General features: G+C 65.4%; 21 protein-coding genes and 1 tRNA gene. 12 read left to right on the top strand and 10 right to left on the bottom strand.

What is annotated here, in order from left to right; translation table 11 throughout:
* Positions 1-24: 24 nt before the first annotated feature.
* The 3 genes from EGD98_RS09005 (at position 25) to EGD98_RS08995 (ending at position 3,170) form a co-directional block, all read left to right on the top strand.
* Complete coding sequence (locus tag EGD98_RS09005) at positions 25-1,185, top strand: double zinc ribbon and FHA domain-containing protein (protein WP_220587997.1); 1,161 nt, start codon at positions 25-27, stop codon at positions 1,183-1,185.
* 39 nt (positions 1,186-1,224) lie between these two features.
* Positions 1,225-2,403: a zinc ribbon domain-containing protein gene (locus EGD98_RS09000; protein WP_220587996.1), complete on the top strand. Its 1,179-nt coding sequence runs from the start codon at positions 1,225-1,227 to the stop codon at positions 2,401-2,403.
* 326 nt (positions 2,404-2,729) lie between these two features.
* Positions 2,730-3,170: a hypothetical protein gene (locus EGD98_RS08995; protein WP_236039249.1), complete on the top strand. Its 441-nt coding sequence runs from the start codon at positions 2,730-2,732 to the stop codon at positions 3,168-3,170.
* Here the strand turns inward: EGD98_RS08995 and EGD98_RS08990 are convergent.
* Both EGD98_RS08990 and EGD98_RS08985 read right to left on the bottom strand, forming a co-directional pair.
* Positions 3,167-3,475 carry a DUF6199 family natural product biosynthesis protein gene (locus tag EGD98_RS08990; protein WP_220587995.1) on the bottom strand — a complete coding sequence of 103 codons (309 nt, stop codon included), beginning with the start codon at positions 3,473-3,475 and terminating at the stop codon, positions 3,167-3,169. The two genes, EGD98_RS08995 and EGD98_RS08990, sit on opposite strands and share 4 nt — an antisense overlap.
* 49 nt (positions 3,476-3,524) lie before the next feature.
* A complete protein-coding gene (locus EGD98_RS08985) occupies positions 3,525-5,279 on the bottom strand; it encodes a MutS-related protein (RefSeq protein WP_220587994.1) in 1,755 nt (584 codons plus the stop codon).
* Positions 5,280-5,364: 85 nt separating this feature from the next.
* Here EGD98_RS08985 and EGD98_RS08980 point away from each other — a divergent pair, with 85 nt between their 5' ends.
* Entirely contained in the window at positions 5,365-6,006 is a 642-nt protein-coding gene (locus EGD98_RS08980) for a zinc ribbon domain-containing protein (protein ID WP_220587993.1), read from the top strand.
* A gap of 299 nt (positions 6,007-6,305) precedes the next feature.
* On the opposite strand, the gene EGD98_RS08975 is transcribed toward EGD98_RS08980, so the two are convergent.
* Positions 6,306-9,143 (bottom strand): DEAD/DEAH box helicase, encoded by a 2,838-nt coding sequence (locus EGD98_RS08975; RefSeq protein WP_220587992.1) that lies wholly within the window; start codon positions 9,141-9,143, stop codon positions 6,306-6,308.
* Between the two features lie 91 nt (positions 9,144-9,234).
* On the bottom strand, positions 9,235-9,405 hold the full coding sequence (locus tag EGD98_RS08970; RefSeq protein ID WP_220587991.1) for a DUF7331 family protein: 171 nt from the start codon (positions 9,403-9,405) through the stop codon (positions 9,235-9,237).
* A gap of 560 nt (positions 9,406-9,965) precedes the next feature.
* Between EGD98_RS08970 and EGD98_RS08965 the strand changes: the two genes are divergently transcribed.
* From EGD98_RS08965 to EGD98_RS08950, 4 genes are all read left to right on the top strand, one after another.
* Complete coding sequence (locus EGD98_RS08965; RefSeq protein ID WP_220587990.1) at positions 9,966-10,379, top strand: CoA-binding protein; 414 nt, start codon at positions 9,966-9,968, stop codon at positions 10,377-10,379.
* Between the two features lie 99 nt (positions 10,380-10,478).
* On the top strand, positions 10,479-10,772 hold the full coding sequence (locus EGD98_RS08960) for a HalOD1 output domain-containing protein (RefSeq protein WP_220587989.1): 294 nt from the start codon (positions 10,479-10,481) through the stop codon (positions 10,770-10,772).
* An 80-nt stretch (positions 10,773-10,852) separates the two neighbouring features.
* Positions 10,853-11,086 carry a BolA/IbaG family iron-sulfur metabolism protein gene (locus EGD98_RS08955; RefSeq protein WP_220587988.1) on the top strand — a complete coding sequence of 78 codons (234 nt, stop codon included), beginning with the start codon at positions 10,853-10,855 and terminating at the stop codon, positions 11,084-11,086.
* Positions 11,087-11,124: 38 nt separating this feature from the next.
* Positions 11,125-11,463: a glutaredoxin family protein gene (locus EGD98_RS08950; protein WP_220587987.1), complete on the top strand. Its 339-nt coding sequence runs from the start codon at positions 11,125-11,127 to the stop codon at positions 11,461-11,463.
* Here EGD98_RS08950 and EGD98_RS08945 read toward each other — a convergent pair whose 3' ends face one another.
* Positions 11,464-11,637, bottom strand: a complete 174-nt coding sequence (locus EGD98_RS08945; protein WP_220587986.1) for a DUF5786 family protein — start codon at positions 11,635-11,637, stop codon at positions 11,464-11,466.
* Positions 11,638-11,828: 191 nt separating this feature from the next.
* On the opposite strand from EGD98_RS08945, the gene EGD98_RS08940 reads away from it, so the two are divergent.
* On the top strand, positions 11,829-13,751 hold the full coding sequence (locus tag EGD98_RS08940; RefSeq protein ID WP_220587985.1) for a beta-CASP ribonuclease aCPSF1: 1,923 nt from the start codon (positions 11,829-11,831) through the stop codon (positions 13,749-13,751).
* On the opposite strand, the gene EGD98_RS08935 is transcribed toward EGD98_RS08940, so the two are convergent.
* Positions 13,752-14,795, bottom strand: coding sequence for a DHH family phosphoesterase (locus tag EGD98_RS08935; RefSeq protein WP_220587984.1), 1,044 nt, complete (start codon positions 14,793-14,795; stop codon positions 13,752-13,754).
* A 321-nt stretch (positions 14,796-15,116) separates the two neighbouring features.
* Between EGD98_RS08935 and EGD98_RS08930 the strand changes: the two genes are divergently transcribed.
* Positions 15,117-15,485 carry a DUF7344 domain-containing protein gene (locus tag EGD98_RS08930; RefSeq protein WP_220587983.1) on the top strand — a complete coding sequence of 123 codons (369 nt, stop codon included), beginning with the start codon at positions 15,117-15,119 and terminating at the stop codon, positions 15,483-15,485.
* A gap of 12 nt (positions 15,486-15,497) precedes the next feature.
* Here EGD98_RS08930 and EGD98_RS08925 read toward each other — a convergent pair whose 3' ends face one another.
* A complete protein-coding gene (locus EGD98_RS08925) occupies positions 15,498-16,379 on the bottom strand; it encodes a universal stress protein (protein WP_220587982.1) in 882 nt (293 codons plus the stop codon).
* Between the two features lie 234 nt (positions 16,380-16,613).
* Between EGD98_RS08925 and EGD98_RS08920 the strand changes: the two genes are divergently transcribed.
* Positions 16,614-17,135, top strand: a complete 522-nt coding sequence (locus EGD98_RS08920) for a hypothetical protein (RefSeq protein ID WP_220587981.1) — start codon at positions 16,614-16,616, stop codon at positions 17,133-17,135.
* A 48-nt stretch (positions 17,136-17,183) separates the two neighbouring features.
* On the top strand, positions 17,184-17,918 hold the full coding sequence (locus EGD98_RS08915) for a hypothetical protein (protein ID WP_220587980.1): 735 nt from the start codon (positions 17,184-17,186) through the stop codon (positions 17,916-17,918).
* Positions 17,919-18,037: 119 nt separating this feature from the next.
* On the opposite strand, the gene EGD98_RS08910 is transcribed toward EGD98_RS08915, so the two are convergent.
* The 3 genes from EGD98_RS08910 to EGD98_RS08900 all read right to left on the bottom strand — a co-directional run bounded on the left by EGD98_RS08910 (position 18,038) and on the right by EGD98_RS08900 (position 19,677).
* Positions 18,038-18,646, bottom strand: coding sequence for a class I SAM-dependent methyltransferase (locus EGD98_RS08910; RefSeq protein WP_220587979.1), 609 nt, complete (start codon positions 18,644-18,646; stop codon positions 18,038-18,040).
* Positions 18,647-18,692: 46 nt separating this feature from the next.
* Entirely contained in the window at positions 18,693-19,415 is a 723-nt protein-coding gene (locus EGD98_RS08905) for a profilin-fold protein (RefSeq protein WP_220587978.1), read from the bottom strand.
* A gap of 187 nt (positions 19,416-19,602) precedes the next feature.
* Positions 19,603-19,677, bottom strand: a tRNA-Arg gene (locus EGD98_RS08900).
* Positions 19,678-19,725: the final 48 nt, after the last annotated feature.

Genomic DNA, 19,725 nt, shown 5'->3' with positions numbered 1-19,725 from the left:
CGCAAAAGCCGCTCATGAAGGACTATGTCAGACGCGAGCACCAAGCAATCAGTCGAATGTCCCATCTGTGGGGACGAATTCGACCCTACAGTTGCAGGCGGCTGGTGTACGAACACGGAGTGCGGTGAGTGGCAGTACACCGAAGGGAGTAACGAATCCGACGCTACAGAGGCAGAGAGCACCGATTCGGGGAGCGATGAGCCGGACGACGGCTTCGTCTCTCCGGCCCAGGAGGCAGAGGCGGACAGCGAGTCTGTCGACCTCTTCGACGAACCCGAGGAGGAAGCCGACGATGCAGACGAAGCCGGGGCCGCCGAGGAGGACGATGCCGAGGCAGCCGCCGACTCGCTTGAAGACACTGCCGAGGAGGACGATGCCGAGGCAGCTGACCCGCTCGGGGACACCCCTGAGGAGGACGATGTCGAGGCAGCCGAGGACCCACTCGACGACACTGGCGAGGACGACGACGCAGTGGCTGCGGACGCGGACGACGACGACGCGACTGAGGAGGTCGACGACGGTGTCGACGAAGACGCCGACGCTGTCGAGGCCGACGCGACGGATGCCGACGACGACGAGGAGGCCGACGCGACGGATGCCGACGACGAGGAGGCCGAGCCGGACGTCATCGACTGTCCCGACTGCGGTGTCGACCTCGACGCAGCGGCCAACTTCTGTGTCGAGTGTGGGGCCGATGTCTCGGACCTCCCGGCCGAGGAGACCGACGAACTCGACGCCTGTCCCAGCTGTGAGGCCGACGTCGAACCAGAGGACAACTTCTGTGTGAGCTGCGGCGAGGACCTCGACGCCTACCGCGCGGGCGACGTCGACCACGACGCCATCGACGCACTCGAAGCCAGTGACGACGACCCAGACGAGACGCCGGAGTCGCTCGTCCTCGAAGTCGAGGGCCGAGAGATCCACGTCGACGACGGCGACACGGTCGGGCGCGAGATTCGCGCTGCGCTCACCGAGGCCGGCCGTCCGGACGACGAAGCCGTCCGAATCCACCGCGAACACGTGCGCTTTGTCCGCGAAGAGAACAGCTTCTACCTGCTCGACCTGGGTGACAACCCCACCCAGATCAACGGGCAGACCCTGAAGAAAGGCGACCGCGAGGTCGTCGCACCGGGTGACGAACTGGAGCTGTCGGGTGTCGCCTCGGTGACGGTTCAGGCGCCCTGACCCGCACGAATTAAGCTCCCACAGCGAAACAGCCATGTAATGTCGGACCGCCCGCCTGCCGAGGAACTGCGACGTTCCGTCGCCGTGCTCGCTACCGAGTGGTGGCTCGTCGGCGGCGTTCTCGCCGGCTACGTGACCTACGGGGTGTGGGTGATAGGGACGGGTATCGCACTCGATGCGTTCGCACCGGCGCTCGCCACGACGAGTCTCACGACCGTCGGTCAAACGGCGGTCACCGGACTGGTCGTCCTCGCGGCTGTCGCGTGGTTGCTCGTGCCAGCTGTGGGCGCTGCCTGGCTGCTCGACCGACAGCTCTCGAATCTGAGTGGTAACCTTGTGAGTCAGTACAGTATCGACCACCCCGGCGTGTTGCCAGCGCCGTCGGGGGTCCTTATGCTCCTGGCCGGGGCCGCGGCGCTCGCTGTCGGCCCGCGCACGCCGGTTCTGGTGGTCATGACAGTCGCCAGCGTCCACCTGCTGGTCAGGACCGTCGCCTTCGGCCGGCGCGTGTACAGTTTCTCCTATCGGCCCCTGTTCACGGCGCTGTCAGCAGTGAGTACCGCTGCCTTCGCCGCCGCCTGGCTGGTCCAGGCGCCGGGCCTGCCGGGGCCGGTCGGGACACGCGTCACGGACGCCGGTGTCGGGACGGTGGTTGAGACGGGGCTCGGTGCCGCGGGTATCGCCCCCGGCACTGCGACGGGATATCTGGTCGCCGTGCCGGCGCTGCTCTCCGGGCTCTACCTGGTGACACAGGCAGTCCTCGCCCGCCGGATCAGGGCGAAGGCCCCGCTCGCGAACCCCGTAAAGCGGGCCGAACAGCGCTACCCTATCATGCCGCCGGTCGCCGACAGCTCCCGTCCCGGCCCGCCGGAACCCTCGACGAACGGGGCCTCGGCCGCCGCGACCACGGACTCGCCGTCGACTGACGCCAAATCGACTGAGAAACAGTCCAGTGGGGCCACCGCCAACACGACCGAAGATAGCTCCCACACTCGCGTGTTCACGACGGACGAACCGATTCCGGACGACGACGAGGCGATGGCTGCCGTCCGGGGCGAGCGCGAGGAACAAGAGGACGACGGCTGGATAGACGACACCGCCATCTTCTCGCCCGACGGGGCGACCAGCTCGGACGACGAGTGCGGGAGCTGCGGGGAGGAGATACCCCGCGAATCGGTGACCTTCTGCCCGAACTGCGGCGAGCGAATCCGGCGCTGATACCCGTTCGAAACGTCGCCTGCAGCGCGTTCCTACTGCAGTTTGCCTTGGTATTCGCTACCAAATATGCAATATACTTAATATATGCCCACGTGAAGAATTTGATACGTCAGGGACACTGACGCGGTGTATCAGATGAACCACGCCACTCCGACCCATCACGTGCCCGCCGCCTGCACAGCGCAGGTGGTCCTCGAGGCCGGTTGTACGACCGGTCTCGGTGGGGACGCTTTTGCGGGTCGGGATGGCGCTGGACGCATCCGCCAGTTCCTGCCCGCTCGCTGACGTACCGACCCGTGGAACGGCGTCGCCCGACGCCCACTGCGGTGAGGTATCGTTCCTCGCTGGTCACTGACGAGTGGCCACGCGCCGGCGGGCTCGACTGGCGAGCTCGGCTGGACCGGTTCGACTCCGGCCGCCGGCCTATGTCGCTCCATGCGACTACCACCGTCGAGGCATCGGCCGACGTCTCGCTGCGGGTCCCCCGCGGCGGGACCGAAGACCTCACCAGCGGCGTCGCCGGTGTGCTCGACGCCGTCGACGCGGTCAGTGCGGTGACCGTCGAGCGGGTGACGAGCGTGCGGCCAGGTAATACGGATATCCGCGTCGATGCTGACGTCACCGTGGTCCTCGAACTGCCGGCGGCGGCCAGCGGTGGCGTGACGGAGTCGGCCCGCCCTTTGGCGGTCGAGACGCAGCTCACCGACGGGTTCGGTATCACGCAAGTCAACGAGGTCGAGTCCGTCGACCCCGTGGGAGACGCCTAGATATCGAGTTCGACCGGTTCGTCGTCGGTCGACTCGTCGGGCAGTTCGGTCGCGTCTTCCTCGTCGTCTTCATCCTCGGCGAGCTGGCCGGCCAGCAGTCCCGTCACGCCGGTGACGAGCATCCCGAGCCCGGAGATGCGGGTCGAACGGACGTACCACTGCTTGGGTTCGAGGTCGCCGGGGTTCTCGTACCCACGGAGCAGGAGCTTCCCGTTCAGTTTGATGGCCTGTTTCGGGAGAAAGACCGAGAGCAGTCCGTGCACGACCATCCACGCGTAGCCGACCGGCAGGAGGCGCTTTATCATCACGGGATAGTTCGCCCTCCACCCACCTGAACCCTTGGCTTACGCCCGCTCACTCGTCACCGGACCACATCGCGTCCGAGAGAGTCCGCTGGACGGCCTCCTCACCGACGGCCTGGGCCAGCGTCTCGAAGCCGCTGCGCTCGACGGGGTCGCCGGCGTTGGCGACCAGCCGGGAGACGATGAACTCCGGCGTGGACTTGCCCACGGTGCCAAAGCGGGGCTGGTAGTCGACCTGGAGTTCGAGGTCCTGGTTCAGTCCTTCGGCGAAGATGCCGTCTGTCCGGGCCACGTCGGGTAACGGCTCCAGGTCGGCTGCCAGGTGGGTGACGAACACGCCCAGCGCCGCCCGGTCGACGGTGAGTGTCACGAGACCGTGGAGCAGGTTCGCGGCCGACCCCGGCTCGGTGATGGCCTCGAACTCGTCGACCAGCATCAGCGTCCGGTCGTCGCCCGACAGCGGCGGGACGACCGAGCGCAGGGTCGATTCCAGCACCCCCGCGTTGAAGGATGCGTGTCGGCGGTGGAAGACGACGGTGTCGACGATGCCGACCTCCGCCGCCTCCGCGGGGACGGGCAGCCCCATCTGGGCGAGCAGCTGCACCTGACACAGCGTCTCCAGCAGGGTCGTCTTCCCACCGGAGTTGGCCCCGGTCAGCACCGCCACGCGGTCGCCGCTGGGCGGGGCGTTCGCGCGGTCGATGTCGAGCGTGTGGTCGCCGATGGCGTAGGTGACGGGCTGGACCCCCTCAGTGTCGGCAAGCGCGAGGTTGCGGGCCCGCTTGACCGCGATCGTGTCGCGGTCGACGAAGGTCGGCCGTCGCAGGTCGTAGGCGAGGGCAAAGCGGGCCAGCGACACCGAGAGCGCGAGGTCGCCGACCGCCGAGACGGCCGCGTCGATGGTCGGTTCTGCGGCTTCGAGGGCTTCGCTCAGCTCCGCAGCGACGGCGTCCTCGCGTTCCTCGACGGCAGTCCCGAGCGACCGGCGCAGTTCCCGGAGCGCGGCGTCGACGAAGTCCCGCGCGTCGGTCGCGCCCTCCGGCATCGCGTCTCTGACGCGTGCCCCCTCGATACCCGTCTCGCCGGTGACGTGTCGAACCAGTGCGTCCTGGAACTCGTCGGGCCGCCGGGCGCCGTCTTTGATGGCCTCGACTACGTCGGGCGTCGACGCTGCGAGGTCCTCGACCTGGCCGAGCTGGTCCCGAAGCGCGTCGAGTTCCCCGTCGGCGCCCGCACCCACCCGGTCGCCGTCGCCCGCGAGCCCGGCGAGTGCCGCCCGAGCATCGTCGAGCGCGTCGGCGTCCAGTGCCGCCACCCGTTCGAAGACGCCGTCGTCGACGCCGGTGGCCTGCAGTGCGAGTGCCGTCTCGACGGCCGCCCGTTCCCCGCCACCGTCGTGGTCCCCAAAGGCCGAAAGGACCGCCTCGCGGTCGCCGTCGTCGAGTTCGGCCCACGTGTCCCTGGCTGCAAGGACGTCGTCCAGCCGGTCGTCCATCCGCTCGCGGGTCGGCAGCGGCGTCAGCACGCGGACGCGGTCGGCCGCGTCGGCCGTGACGGCGTACTCCTCGGCGAGGTCCAGCAGTTCTTTGTACACGTTGCGGGTGTCCCGAGTGGCCAGCAGGTCCATCGACTCGGCGCCGGTCGCCCGGCGGAGGATACGCGTCGCCCGACCGCGCGAGAGCCCCGCCGACGTGAGCGTGCGCGTGTCCGCCGACTCGATGGCCGCGATGGCCCGTTCGACGCCCAGTTCCTCGGTCAACAGCTCGGACGTCTTCGGGCCGATGCCCCAGTACTCCTCCAGTCGCATGGGCGAGCCGACGGGCGGCCCTGATTTAGCCGTGGCGGATGCCGCCGCCGGACCACTCAAGCCCCTGGCGCCAGTACGGCGAGGCATGGACGATGGGCCCGAGGTGAGTGGGGACGAGCCGCCGGACGGCGACGGACCGCTGGCCTGTCCCGCCTGCGGCGTCGAGCTGGAACGGGCGGCGGTGAACTGTCCGGAGTGTGACGAGCAACTGGTCTCCGAGGAAGTGGTGGAGCTACTCGACGAACGGATGGACGTGGCCTTCGAGTCGGGGCGCGCGACGACGCCGCGCTGGGCGGTCGTGTTGACGGGGCTGTCACTCGGTATCGCCGTGGCGCCGCTCGTCGTCTACGCGGCCGTCATCGCCGTCCCAGACCTCCCCTCCACGGTGCTCGTCGGACTGGGACTGGCCGGCTGGCTCCTGCCGGCGGCAGCGCTATCGCGGCTCCCGAATCCGAGCGCGGTGCTCTCTCGTGGGCTGTATCTCGTGGTCGGGGGTATCGCCGCGGTCGTCGTCGCTGTGGCGTACGACGTGGTCTCGGCCGGGCCGTCAGCGCTGGGGGGCAACTCCACCGCGGTCGCCATCCTCGCGGTCCCGGCGGCACTCGCGCTCTTGCTGGCACGCCGCGTCGCTGGCCGGGCGGCTCGACAGGCCCGCGGCGAACCGGGGCCGCTCCACGAGCGAGCGGGTATCGAGCCTGAAGACGACGCGTCGGGGGATGACGGCTGAAGGCGCGGGCACGCCGGTCACTATGGAGAGACGCGCTGTCCTCCGGCCTTCGCAGAGCCTTTCGGCTCTGCTCAGTTCCGACAGACTCCCGTCGGTCGACTGTCGTCTTTCGCGGACTCTGCGAGTCCACTCACTTCCGAAAGACGCTACGCGTCTTTCGACTTTCGCGAACGCGGTGCGTTCGCTCAGTTCCGGAGGACGCGGCGGGTCCTCCGGCCTTCGTAGCGCCTTCAGCGCTACTCAGTCCCGACAGACTCCTTTCGGTCGTCTGTCGACCATCGCAGAGCCGTTGGCTCTGCTCAATCCCAGAAAGATTGCGTGCGCGCGTACTCGCGTTCCTGCCTGAGGATGTCCCGGTAGAACTCGTCTTCGTCCTCGCGCAGCCGGTTGATGATGCGGGCGGCGTTGTGCGGGCCGACGCCGCGGGCCGCCAGCGCAGTGACCGCCTGCTTGCCGTGGGTCTGGACGAGCGAGCCCGAGCGGTAGGCCCGCTCGGTCATCTTTTCCTGTTCGTCTTCCTTGTCGTCGGCCCGAACGGCTGCGACCACCTCGTCGGCCCACGGATTCAGGGCGGCGATACGGGTCGAGCCACACTCCGGACACTCGGGCTGGTCGCGCACCCGACCGACCTGCTGTCTGCGGTCCCACTCCTTGCAGTGCAGACACAGCAGGATGACGCGGTCGCTCTGGATGCGTTCCTTGACGGTCTGGATGACGGATGCGTCGGCGTTCTCCGGCGAGAGCAGTTCCCGGCCCGAGGAGCGCCCGCCGGTGCCGATGGGAGTGTGCTCGCTCACCGTCTCCAGGGCGACACGGCCCGACTGGAGGTCCGCGAGCAGCTCCGCCGTCGCCGCGATGGCCAGGTCCTCGTGGCGGACTTCGCGCAGGGCCTCCTCGTACATCGGCGTGTCTTCGAGCGCCGCGAGCAGGCGGTCGCGACCGAACTCCGTCGAGCCGCGGCCGCGCCACCGTTTCAGCGAGCCGAACTTCGTGGCGACCTGGGCCAGTTTGAACTTCAAGGCGTCGGCGTTCTTCAGACTCAGCTCGACCAGCGCGGCCAGGTGGTCGGGGTCTGTCTCCTCTAGTACCTCGATTACGTCGCCGGCAGTGATGCCCCGCGGAACCTCGAGTTCGACGCGATAGGGGTCGACGTCCATCGCGACCGACGACCCCGCCCGCTGGCCGAGCAGTGCCGATAGCACGCGCCCGAGCGTCTCGTTTATCTTGTGGCCCTGGCAGGCGTTGACGACGACTTCGCGACCCTGGAACTCCACGAGGACGGTGTTCTCGTCCGGAATCGGGGCCTCGTGGCCGTCGAGTTGCGAGAGACCGTCCGCGACGGTCTCGGCGTCGGCGTCGTAGCGGGCGGCGACGTGACTCGCGACCGAGTCGACGGGCGCGCCGTCCTGGAGTTGCGTCCCGGCGACGCGCCGCAGTTCGCCGACTTCCCCCGCGACGGCCTTCGGGACTGGAATCTCCGACCCGGTCCAGGACGGCACTTCGCCGGCGGGGTCCTCGATAGGCGAGACGGTGACGGTCTCTTCCTCCTCGTCGATGGTCGTGATGCGCCACATCTCCCCGCGCTGGACGAACACCTCGCCGGGCGTCGCGAAGTTGACGACGAACCGCTCGTCCAGTGTTCCGACCTGTTTGCCGGAGGCGACGTCCTCGACGTCGTAGGTCGCCTCGTCGGGAATCATCGAGAGGTTCTGATAGAAGTACTGCCAGGTGCCCCGTCGCTTCTCCAGACTGTCGCGGTCTTCGTCCAGCCAGACGACGTTGTTGCGGGCGAGTTCGCGGACGACCGATTTGAACTGCGCCTCGTCGAGGTCACGGAACGGGTACGCGCGAGTCAGGACGGTGTAGGCCGTCATCGCCGATATCTCGCCGGTGTCCATCACCAGTCCGGCTATCTGATTGGCCACGGTGTCGAGGCTCCCGTCGTGGATTCCCGCCGGTTCGACCTCCCCGGCGCGGGCCTGTCTCGCGATAGCCATCGCTTCGAGGGTGTCGTCAGCGTGCGTCGTGACGACCGTCCCAGCAGATGTCTGGTCGCGGCGGTGGCCCGCGCGACCGACCCGCTGGACGAGTCGGGAGACCTGCCGCGGGCTGCCGTACTGGACCACGTGGTCGACCCGTCCCACGTCGATGCCGAGTTCCATCGAGGAGGTACACAGCAGCGCGTCGAGCTCGCCGGCCTTGAACTGGTCCTCGACCTCGATGCGCGCTTCCTTCGACAGCGAGCCGTGGTGGACCCCGAGGTTCGTGCCGAGTTCCTTGAATCGCGAGCCCAGCGCCTCCGCTGTCTGGCGTGTGTTGACGAACACCAGGACGGAGTCGTGGTCGTCTATCAGGTCGTCGATAAAGCGGACGTGGCTGGCCGTCTCGGCGTCCGTGACGAGTTCGCTGGAGAGCCGTTCGTCACGGTCGGTGACCTGTGGGCGGACGACCCGGACGTCGAGACGGCTCCCGATATCGACCTCCATTATCGAGCAGGGACGGCCGCCGGTGAGGAACTGTCCCACGGCGTCGGGGTCCCCGACGGTCGCGGAGAGGCCGACGCGCTGGAACTCGCCGGCGACCTCCCGTAGCCGCTCCAGCCCGACGGTCAGCTGTGCGCCGCGTTTGGCCGCGGCGAGTTCGTGGACCTCGTCGACGACGACGTGGTCCACGTCTTCGAGTGCTACCCGCAGCTTCGACCCCGTCAGCATCGCCTGCAGTGTCTCCGGCGTCGTGACCAGTACGTCCGGCGGGTCGTCTGCCTGCTTGCCGCGCTGGTACTGTGTGGTGTCCCCGTGGCGAACGTCGACCTCGAGGCCGAGTGTCTCGCCCCACCACTCCAGTCGCTCTCGCATATCGCGGTTCAGGGCCCGCAGCGGCGTGATGTACAGCGCACCGATGCCGAAACGGTCGTCGGTCTCGCTGGCGAGGGCATCCAGCACCGGGAGCATCGCCGTCTCTGTCTTCCCGGTGCCGGTGGGTGCGACGACGAGTGCGTCCCGGCCCTGAGTGAGGGTCGGGATAGCCTTCCGCTGTGGTTCGGTCGGCGTCGAAAAGCCCCGCTCGGAGAGTGCGCTCCTGACCGCCGGCCCCAGTTCCGTGAAGGCATCGTGCCCCTGCGTCGCCCCGTCGCTCATCGGTACTCCGTAGCTACTACAGGCGGTTAAGCACATTGCGTCGGGCGGCCGACGGAACCGTCGCTGGGGCCGTCCCGTCCCAGGGCCGCCCCTACCGCCACTCGTCTAGAAGGAGTGCGCTGTCGGCCTGAATCCAGGCGTCGTCGCGTTCAGTGTCGTAGATTATCTCACCGCTGTCGGTCTTGACGTGGCTGTACCGTTCGAAGCTGTCGGCGTCGGCCGGTGCTAGCCCCTCGTCTGTATCGGTCGTTCTGGTGGGCATGACGTTCCTGTCACCGTACAGTTCGGTGCGAGCGTGTATAGCTGTGCGGTAACGGTACCGTTACCGGCCTGAATCGTCAGCGAAGGATGGTACTACCAGGCTGGCCTGTGGCGCAGGCACGACCAGTACCGGCAGGTTCGCCCTGCCAGAGACGGGGCGACCGCGTTCTCTCCGGTCGAATCGACTGCCCTGCTCGTCGTCGCCGTCCAAGTGGCCGCGTCGCGCTCGGCTGTCTGACCGCGCAGTGACTGGGTCCACCGTGGTGTAATTTCCAGATGAAAATCACGCTCCCGGCCAGGGGACGTTTCATAGAATTTATCAGATATCGCGTCGCGCTACCACCGGGCTGCCGAGCGCCGGCCGGCTCGCACGCACACCCTGTCGGCGTCACTCGCCGGGTTCGGCCAGTCCGCACGCGTCAGGGGAGGGGTCCGCTCGTATCGGGTATCTGTCTATCGTTATTCCCGAGTAAATTCCATTTAGCGGCCGTCTCGTCCTGTGATCGTCGACGGAGTCCTCTCAGCCGAAATGATTTTCCTCGGGCGAGGACAACGTTCGGTATGCCTGTCACAGACGAGGCCGAACTCAGGGAGATACTCGGCCTGGACCGCGTCGCAGTCGTCGGCTGTTCGACGACGCCCGGAAAAGACGCCCACGAGATACCGAAGTACCTCATCGAGCAGGGGTACGACGTCGTCCCGGTCAACCCCTTCGCCGACGAGATTTTCGACCGGGAGTGTTACGACAGTCTGGCTGACGTCCCTGGTGACGTAGATATCGTCGACGTCTTCCGTCCGAGCGAGGAGGTCGCCGATATCGTCGACGCGGCGCTCGCTCGGGACGACGAGGACGCCGTCATCTGGCTCCAGCTCGGTATCCACGACGACGAAGCGGTGGCCCGAGCCGAGGCAGCCGGGCGACGCGTGGTAGAGGGCCGCTGTATGAAACCGACCCATCGAGCGTTACTGGGCTGACTTGTAAGGTTCAAGTACGGCTATCTCCTGTTTAGATACTAATTTTACCATCTCACTATCATATAATTATATGTGGTTGAAGCTATACCTGAGTTTCGTATGGAAAACAGCAGTTCGCGTGTGGATGGGGGACGTGGGACCGGGCAGACGATTTCCAAGACGTTCGACTGGAGTGAGACGCCGCCCAGCGTCGCCGTTGTTCGGCTCCTGAGCGTCGCGACGAACGCCGATCCGACGGAGGTCGAACCGCTAGCGGAGACGGTCGACCCCGACGCACTCGACCGACTCGTGCCGTCGATGGACGCGGAGTCGCATCTCGAGTTTACGCATTGCTGTCTCTCGATTGTGCTGTATGGCGACGGTAGGGCCGCTGTCGAGTCCGAGGATTGCTGACACCGGCCAGGGGCTGGCCCGCGCTTGCCAACCGCATCGATAGCCCAACTGTTTTGGCCGCTTGTGGCGTTGCTGGGAACATGAACGCAGACGAAGTCGCAGCTCTCATCGAGCGGGAGATTCCGGACGCGACGGCGACAGTGACCACACCGCGTGACCCTGACGACGACAGCCATTACGCGGTCGATGTCGTCTCGCCGGCTTTCGAGGGACAGTCCCTGGTCGACCAGCACCAGCTCGTCCACGACGCGCTGGGCGAGCATCTCACCCGGGACATCCACGCTATCGAGTTGACCACCAGCACGCCGGAGTGAGCGGTACGCATTTCCCTCCCGCCCCGTAACAGGCAGCCATGAGCTTCGAACCGGAGCAGCTCTCCCGCGAGGAGGCCCACGCGAACGTCGAGGAGGCTATCGAGAACAACGAGGTCGCCCTGTTCATGAAAGGGACCGAGATGATGCCCCAGTGTGGCTACTCCCGAAAGGCACTCGGCCTCATCGGACAGTACCGCGACGACGTAGCGACGGTGAACGTCCTGACGGCGACGGAGGCCTACCGCGAGAAACTGGCCGAATACAGCGGCCGCGAGACCATCCCCCAGACGTTCGTCGACGGGGAGTTCGTCGGCGGCAGCGACATTCTGGAACAGCTCGACGACAACGACGACCTGGCCGAGACGCTGAACGCGTAACTACTCCTCGTCTTTCATCTCGCCGAGTTTGTCGACGAGGTCGCTGGTCGACCCTTCGACTTCGAAGGAGACGTCCCCGTCGTGTTCGTTCTCGTGGACAGCGACGCCGTCGCTGTCGTCAGTATCTACGTCCTGGTCTTTCTGCTCGGACTCGTCGTAGCTACCAAAACCCATGTGTAATGCCATCGGCGACAGCTACTAAAATTGGTCGGTAGGGCCGGCTCTCGGCCCATGGTAGCGAGTCACGGCCCGATTTCCCGGGAGGGGAAGTTTCTTATCTGTGGTTGTCTTTCGGTATGACAACGACATTCGATAGCCGTTCGTTTTCGGACGGCCGACTCTCCAATCGTCGCTTTCCCCCATTCATGAGTACTGCAGACGAGACCTTAGAGAAGATCAAAGCACAGGTCGAGGACGAAACGCCAGACGATATCACAATCGCATCTGTCTCCTTCGAGGGGCCGGAACTGGTTATCTACACGCCAGAGGCCAAGGAGGTGGCCACGCGTGACGGTATCGTTCGGAACCTGGCACAGACGCTCCGGAAACGAATCAACGTCCGCCCGACCCAGGACGCACTCGTCCCCAAAGCGGAGGCAGAGGCCATCATCGAAGACACCATCCCCGAGGACGCCGGGGTCCAGAATCTGGACTTCGACGGGGACACCGGCGAGGTGTTCATCGAGGCCGAGAAGCCGGGGCGGGTCATCGGTCGCCACGGCGAGACACTGGACCAGATATCCGCGAGCGTCGGCTGGACGCCCGAAGTCGTCCGGACGCCGCCGATGGAGTCAAACACCGTCTCGAACGTCCGGAACTTCCTGAAACAGGAGCGCAACGAGCGTCGGGAGATCCTGGAACGGGTCGGACGCCAAATAAACCGGCCGAAAACGGCCGACGACGACTGGGTCCGTCTGACGACGCTTGGCTGCTGTCGCGAGGTCGGCCGGGCGTCCTTTATTCTCTCGACGCCCGAGTCGCGCATCCTCATCGACTGCGGCGACAAGCCGGGCGCCGAGGGCGAAGTCCCCTACCTCCAGGTCCCGGAAGCCCTCGCAGCAGGACCGAACTCCATCGACGCCGTCGTCCTGACTCACGCTCACCTGGACCACTCCGCGCTCATCCCGATTCTGTTCAAATACGGCTACGACGGGCCCATCTACACCACCGCACCGACCCGTGACCTGATGGGGCTGCTCCAGCTGGACTATCTGGACGTCGCTGCGAAAGAGGGTCGCGCTCCGCCATACGAGAGCCAGCAGGTCCGAGACGCCCTGAAACACACCATCCCGCTGGAGTTTGGCAACGTCACCGACATCGCGCCCGATATCAAGCTCACGATGCACAACGCCGGCCACATCCTGGGCTCGGCGGTGTGTCACTTCCACATCGGCGAGGGCCGATACAACGTCGCCTTCTCCGGGGACATCCACTACAAGGATACCAGACTACTGGACGGCGCGGTCAACGACTTCCCCCGTGTGGAGTCGCTCATCCTCGAGTCCACCTACGGCGGCAAGAACGACTACCAGACCGACCAGGAGGACTCCGAGCGCGTCCTCAAGCGCGTCATCAACGAGGCCTACGAGAAAGAGGGGAAGATTCTGATTCCCGCCTTCGCGGTCGGTCGCTCCCAGGAGCTCATGCTCGTCCTGGAGGAGGCGATGTCCTCGGGCGATATCCCGACGATGCCGGTGTATCTGGACGGGATGATACGGGAGGCGACGGCCATCCACACAGCCTATCCCGAGTATCTCCGCGAGAGTCTGCGAAACCGCATCCTCTACGACGACGACAACCCCTTCCTCGCCGAGCAGTTCCAGCAGGTCGACGGCGGCGAAGAGATGCGCCAGGACATCGTCGACGAGGAACCGGCCATCATACTTACTACCTCGGGGATGGTCACCGGCGGGCCCGTCATGTCCTGGCTCCGCCTGCTGGGTGGGGACCCGGACAACACGATGGTCTTTGTCGGCTACCAGGCCGAGGGGACGCTGGGTCGCCAGATTCAGCGCGGCCAGGACGAGATTACGATGTCCGACAAGAGTGGCCCCCGGGCCGAGCGTGTGAGCCTGAAGATGGACATCGAGACCGTCGACGGCTTCTCCGGCCACGCTGACCGGCAGGGTCTGGAGACGTTCGTCGAGACGATGCATCCCCGCCCGGAGAAGGTCCTCTGTGTCCACGGCGACGAGAGCTCCACGAACCAGCTCTCCTCGGCGCTGTACCAGAAGTTCAACATGCGGACGTTCAACCCGAAGAACCTCGAAACGTTCCGCTTCGTATAGTTACCCGCCGTCCGCGTCCTCGATGTTCAACGCGTTCAGCAGCCGCGCGGTGATGACCTGGTCGACAATACCCATGAGCTGGGCGTCGTCGGTGGTGTACCCGGAGAAGATACCCAGTTCGATAGTGCCGCCGGCCATCTCGCGGTGGCCCCCCGCGCTGCCGACGTCGTCGAACGCACTGTCGAGCACCGACCCGATATGCACCCGCGAGTCGGTCGACCGGGCACTTATCTGAATCGTGTTCTCGACCAGCCCGAAGACGATGGTCGTCTCGACGCCTTCCAGGGTCATCAGGTAATCTGCGGCCTGGGGAAGTGCGTCGCGCTCGCTCGTCCGGCCGACCTGCGAGATGAGCACCGACCCAGTGACCTGTCGGTTCTCGATAGCGTGGGCGATGGTGTCGACGGTCGCGCTGCTGACGGCGGGCGTCGAGAGCTGTCGGACCATCTTCGTCTCGCTGTACTCGTGGAGGTAGGCGGCGGCCTCGTACTCGTTGCGAGTGACGCCCCGAAGGAAGTCGAGCGTTTCCCGGCGGATGGCAAAGAGGAGGGCAGTGGCGACCCGTGGCGTCGGCTCTATCGGGAGCGCCCGGATGTACTCGGTCATGATAGTCGCAGTCGCCCCCACGGCCTCGCGGTTGTCGACGAACTGGGCCGAGATTTCGTCCACGGGATGGTGGTCGATGACGATGTCGACACTGGTCTCGGGCGGGACGCGATTGTTCTCGCCGGGAATCGAGTGGTCGACGAAGGCCAGCAGGTCTTCGGGCGGACGGTTTCGGACCACCTCGGGGCGGAACGGCTCCAGCTCTATGTCGAGCAAGTTCACCAGCGCCCGGTTTTGCTGGTGTGATATCTCTCCGCTGTAGAGGATGTGACGCTCGTCGATGCCCGCGGCGGCGGCGATGGTGCCCAGACCGACGGCGCTGGCCAGACAGTCCGGGTCGGGGTTATCGTGGCAGACGATAGTGAGCGTCCCGCTGTCGCCCAGTAGCTCCCAGAGCCGCCGTGGTTTGCTAACAGAGAGTTCCGGATCAGGGCTCATACTTTTATTGGGTGGTCGACACCCGCCGTGAGAGACCGCCGGCGGCTGTCCGGTCCCGAAAAGAAGTTAGTTTCCCGACATAATAAACCCGTTCTCCGTGCCCCAGATTGGGCGGTCTCGGATCGGGCCGCCCTGTCGCTTCGGGTCGCGTAAGCGGTGCCTACCGAATCAAACACCGCGTTACCTGACGCGGACCGCGAATTCGAGTGCTATAACAAAACATCTGTGGGACGACATTGGTCGTACCGTGACGGAGACACCGCATTTCGATAGCGTTGCCAGGACCGGGCCGACCGCCACTGTAACCGGGGGGAACTGACGATGGGTGGATTCGCCGACCAATCGGACGTACCCGACGCCGAGACACTGCTTTCCAACCGGCGTCGTCGCTACCTGCTCTACTGTCTGCACCTGTACGCGAACCCGCTCAAGCTCCCGGATATCGCCCATCAGGTGACCGTCTGGGAACGACCTGACAGCCCGGATGTGTGTCTGAAAACGCGGCTCAAGACGTATATGTCCCTGTATCACGACCACCTCCCGAAGCTCGCGAGTGCCGACCTCGTCCGGTACGAACAGGACGAGGACATGGTGGAACTGGGCCCCGGCGTCGGCGGGATTACGCCGTCACTGGAGACGCGACTCCGGCGTGACATCGACGACTTGCTCGGCGCCGAGGGGTCGTTTTGAGCGGGCTCGGGATTAACTGCCGTTCTGGCTCACCGTCAGTACCGGCACCTCGGCGCGCCTGACGAGCGCTTCCGCGGTGCTCCCGAGCAAGACTCTGTCCAGTCCCGTTCGACCGTGGGTGCCCATCACCACGAGGTCGACGTCGTGGTCCGCGACGTACTCCAGCAAGTCGTGCTTGGGCCGTCCAGTCCGTACTTCGGTCACGGCCTCCACGCCGGCCGCCGCCGCCTCGGTCGCGATGGCCTCGGTCGCGTCTGTCGCCGCGGCCTCGAGCTCTTCGAGCAACCCGGCCGGGACGCTGACCTCGGCGCCCGTCGCGATGTCCCCGACGTTGACGACACTGACGGCGTGGACAGTGCCTCCGAACGCGTCCGCGACCGCCACCGCGTGGGCCACCGCGGCAGTCGCCCGCCCGCTCCCGTCTGTCGGTACGAGGATGTCACCGTAGCCGTCGCCTACCTCGCTTGCCTCGGTGGCTCGCACCGTCAGCACGGGCACCGGTGACAGTCGCAACACCCGTTCGGCCACACTGCCGGTGAGGTACCGCCGCAACCCGCTGCGCCCGTGGGTCCCCATCACCACGAGGTCGACCTCGTGCTCGCGGACGTACTCGAGTATCCCCTCCGAGGGCTGCCCCGTCGTCACCGCCGTCTCGACGTCGCCGTCGACTCTGGCCGCACGCTCTGCCAGTGCGTCGCGCTCGCTGGCTGTCCGTTGCTCGACGTAGTCGTCGTCGACACCGCCCGCCGAGAACGGCCCCGCGGCCGTCTCGATGTCGACGACCGTGAGCAGATGGACCGTCGCGTCGAACGCGTCGGCCAGCAGCGCCGCGTGGCCGGCCGCGCGGTCGGCGTGGTCGCTCCCGTCGGTCGGCACGAGAATGTGGTCGTACATCTGTGCGCGTCTGTTCGGTCGCTGGGCTGATAGTTGTGGGTGCCCGGGGTCGGGTCGTCAGGGCCGACGCCGATTCACGTCAGCGTCGGCCGACCGACACGACGTGGCCCGAATGCCCTGGAGGCCGTGCATCCCGACGGCTCGGGACCGATACCCGACGCCAGCACAGTGTTCACCGTAGCGAAACGGGGGACAAATTTTTAACCTGATATGTAATACACCTAGTTAGTCTTTATGAGGCGTAAAATAAGAACACGCCGCGGTGTACTAGCTCTGACTGGCGGCACTCTCGTAGGCTTAGCGGGGTGCTCAGGCGGCACGTCTGATGATAGCGATGATAGTGGTGCTGACGATTCAGACAATGGAAACTCATCTGATGACGATATACTAGAAAGCTTAACAGAGACTTGGGACGTGCCTCGTAGCGGCTACTATCAATACTCTATCAAACCCGACAATGAAGTGACGTTTGAGTGGTCGGTTCAAAACGAATTAGACTCCTGGGCCGATTTCGACGTTTTCCTATTCAGTCAGTCAGAATTCGAGATATACGTAGACATGATAGAAGGGGATAGCAAGCAGCCGGAGTCTATCTCCGGCGGGACCGCTGAAGGTATCGAGCAAAGCGCGTCTCGGACGGTAACTCTGAACTCCGGAAACTATCGATTAGTAGTGGACAACTCCGACTACGGGGACGCAGGAGACTCTGGTCAAGAAGGCCGCGTCACTATGACGATGGAAGTCAGAGAGGCGTAGTCACAGCCACCCAACTTTCTCGCGCTCTCGCAGCTGGGCCTCAGGCGTATGGGTGCCGCGGTAGTGGTCGAGGAACGTTTCGAGGTCGAACTCACCGAGACGAACGCCTCTGTCGAGGGTGGTGAGTCACTCGAGGCCACTGCCCTCGTCAACAACACCGGTGACGTCGCTGGGACACAGAACGTGACGTTCTCGCTCTACGGTGTCGAAACGGATTCGGCGGAACTCACGCTGGCCAGTGGGGAGTCGACGAGCGTCGAGTTCTCGGTCCCGACGACGGTGGCCGACAACGGTACGCGCTACGCGGTCGTCGGCAGTCGAACCGACCAAAACGCCACGCGAGTCGACATACTCGGACCGGCGCGCATCGTGGTGGGCCTGTCCGATGAGACGGTGATTCCCGAAAACGGCACCAACATGACGATAGCGGCGGGGGCAGTCAATCGTGGTGATGAGACAGCGACTCAGGAACTGACACTCAGCGACGAGAACGGCACCCTCGCGACCAGAACCGTCACGCTCGAGCCCGACGCGGTTCGGCGTCTCAACTTCACGTATTCGACCGACGCGGCTGGTGTCGGCGAGAACGTGACGCTCACGTCCACGAACACTTCGTCGAACACGACCTTCATTACGGAAACGATGTCGTATGCCGATCCGAACGGGGTTATCGACTCACGGGGGCTCGACATCGCCGTCCTCGACTGGAAAGACGGCGAGATAAGCAAGGACGTGCTGGAGCAAGTCATCGAGTCCTGGGCCAGTGGTGAGGAGGTCTACTGACCGTCTCGTCGGTAGCCAGTACCCACGGACTCAGTCGCTGCTTGCAAACTCTGTCCCCGCTACTGGATTCACACCGTAGTTGTGGTCTGATACACGAAACTCCTCGACAGCCGTTCGTGTCAAGACTGTTCAGACTGACGGAACACCCGCACCGTATCGCGCTTGCGCTCGACTACCTCCGCCTCCTCGAATCCGAGGCCGGTAAATATCGATTGCCAGTCCCGGTAGTACAGCGGCAGTTCGTCGTCGACATGGTTGGCGGTGCCGTACTCGCCGCTCTCGTTTTCGACAGTAATTAGGAGGTCACCGGTGATTCGAGCCAGTTCCTCGAACACCCAGGTCTCGTCGGGATGGATATGCTGCAGTGTCTCGACGGAGAAGACGGCGTCGAAGGCGTCCCTCTCGACGCCGTCGAGATACGACTCGATGGTCGCCGCGTGGAACTCGCCCACCGCCGCGAGGTCCGGATACGTCTCTTCCAGCACGGCCAGCGCCTCGTCGTTGACGTCGACGCCCGCGAGGTTCGCAAAGCCAGCGTCTTCCAGCGCTGCGAGGTGTCGGCCGACGCCACAGCCGACCTCCAGTACGCGGGCCTCCGCACCGCAGTACGTCGCAATCTTCGACCGCACCAACTCGCTCGTCTCGTCCGGGCCGTAGTGGGCGTAGTACGTCGGCGAGTACTCGCCGGACCGGTCGGCCCACGCCTCCCGGACGTCGTTAGAATCCACGTTCGGTTGCCGGTCTCGCCGCGTATAGATGTACCGACACGACAATTTACAGCTCGACGGTCTCCAGGTCCGACTCCAGCGCCGCGACGTGGTCGTTGTACGCTTTGACGAAGGCCGAAAACTGCGGCGCGTACTCGCGGATGTCGGCCGCCGACGGGGGCTCGTACTGCGAGAGCAGATACAGCCCGCCGGTACCCCCGACGCGGAGGTACGACGCGCCGTCCTCGTCCCACTTCAGCTCCCAGCGGGTCCCGTCGACACGCTCGGTGAATGTCCCGTACTCCCCGCCCTCGTAGCGCTGGAGCTGTCGAGCGATGCGGTCACAGACGTCCCGGATTCGGTCGAGCACGCGGTCGCGCTCGGCGACGACGCCGTCGGTGGCCGCCACCTCGGGAAAGTCGGTCGCGACGTCGTCGAGGACGCCCTCGTGGGTGGCGACGAAGTCGTTGAACCCCGCGACGAAGGCGTCGTAGTCGACCAGCGCGTCGGCCAACGGCCCCGGCTCGGGCGGTTGCTTGGTCGAGATGACGTACACTTCGTCGCCCCGTCCCGGGTCGTACCGCAGGTACTCCAGGTCGCCACCCTCGTACTTGACGGTCCACTCGCCCCGGTCTGTCTCGATGGTCGCGGAGCCGTAGTCCCCGCCCTGGAGGCGGGCCAGCTGGTAGGCTATCTGTCCCGCGTGGTCCCGGACGGCTGCGACCAGTTCGTCTCGGTGTTGTGCGACCGCCGTAGCGTCGGCGGGGTCGGCCGGTGGCCACTCTGTCACACCTGCTCCTGTGTCCCGACGGAAATAACTGTGTGGGAACGGCCCCTCGGGCGACCGTTCATGCAGCACTCACGGGCGCTGCAGGATTTGAACCGGAGCCAGACTGCTCGCTCTGCTGCGCGTCTGACAGGGTTCAAATCTCTCAGCAGTCGCTCCTCAGCGCTCACTGTCGTTCGCGCAGAAATTACGGGCGCTGAGGGATTTGAACCCCCGACGGTTTGGTCCGAAGCCAAGCACTCTGTCCAGGCTGAGCTAAGCGCCCTGTGTTCAGACATAGGCCGATGTTTCGGTTTAAACCAACCGATTCGTA

Source organism: Haloarcula salinisoli (genome assembly GCF_019599405.1).
In the GTDB taxonomy this organism is placed as follows: domain Archaea; phylum Halobacteriota; class Halobacteria; order Halobacteriales; family Haloarculaceae; genus Haloarcula; species Haloarcula salinisoli.
This window is presented reverse-complemented; position numbering and strand designations above follow the sequence as displayed.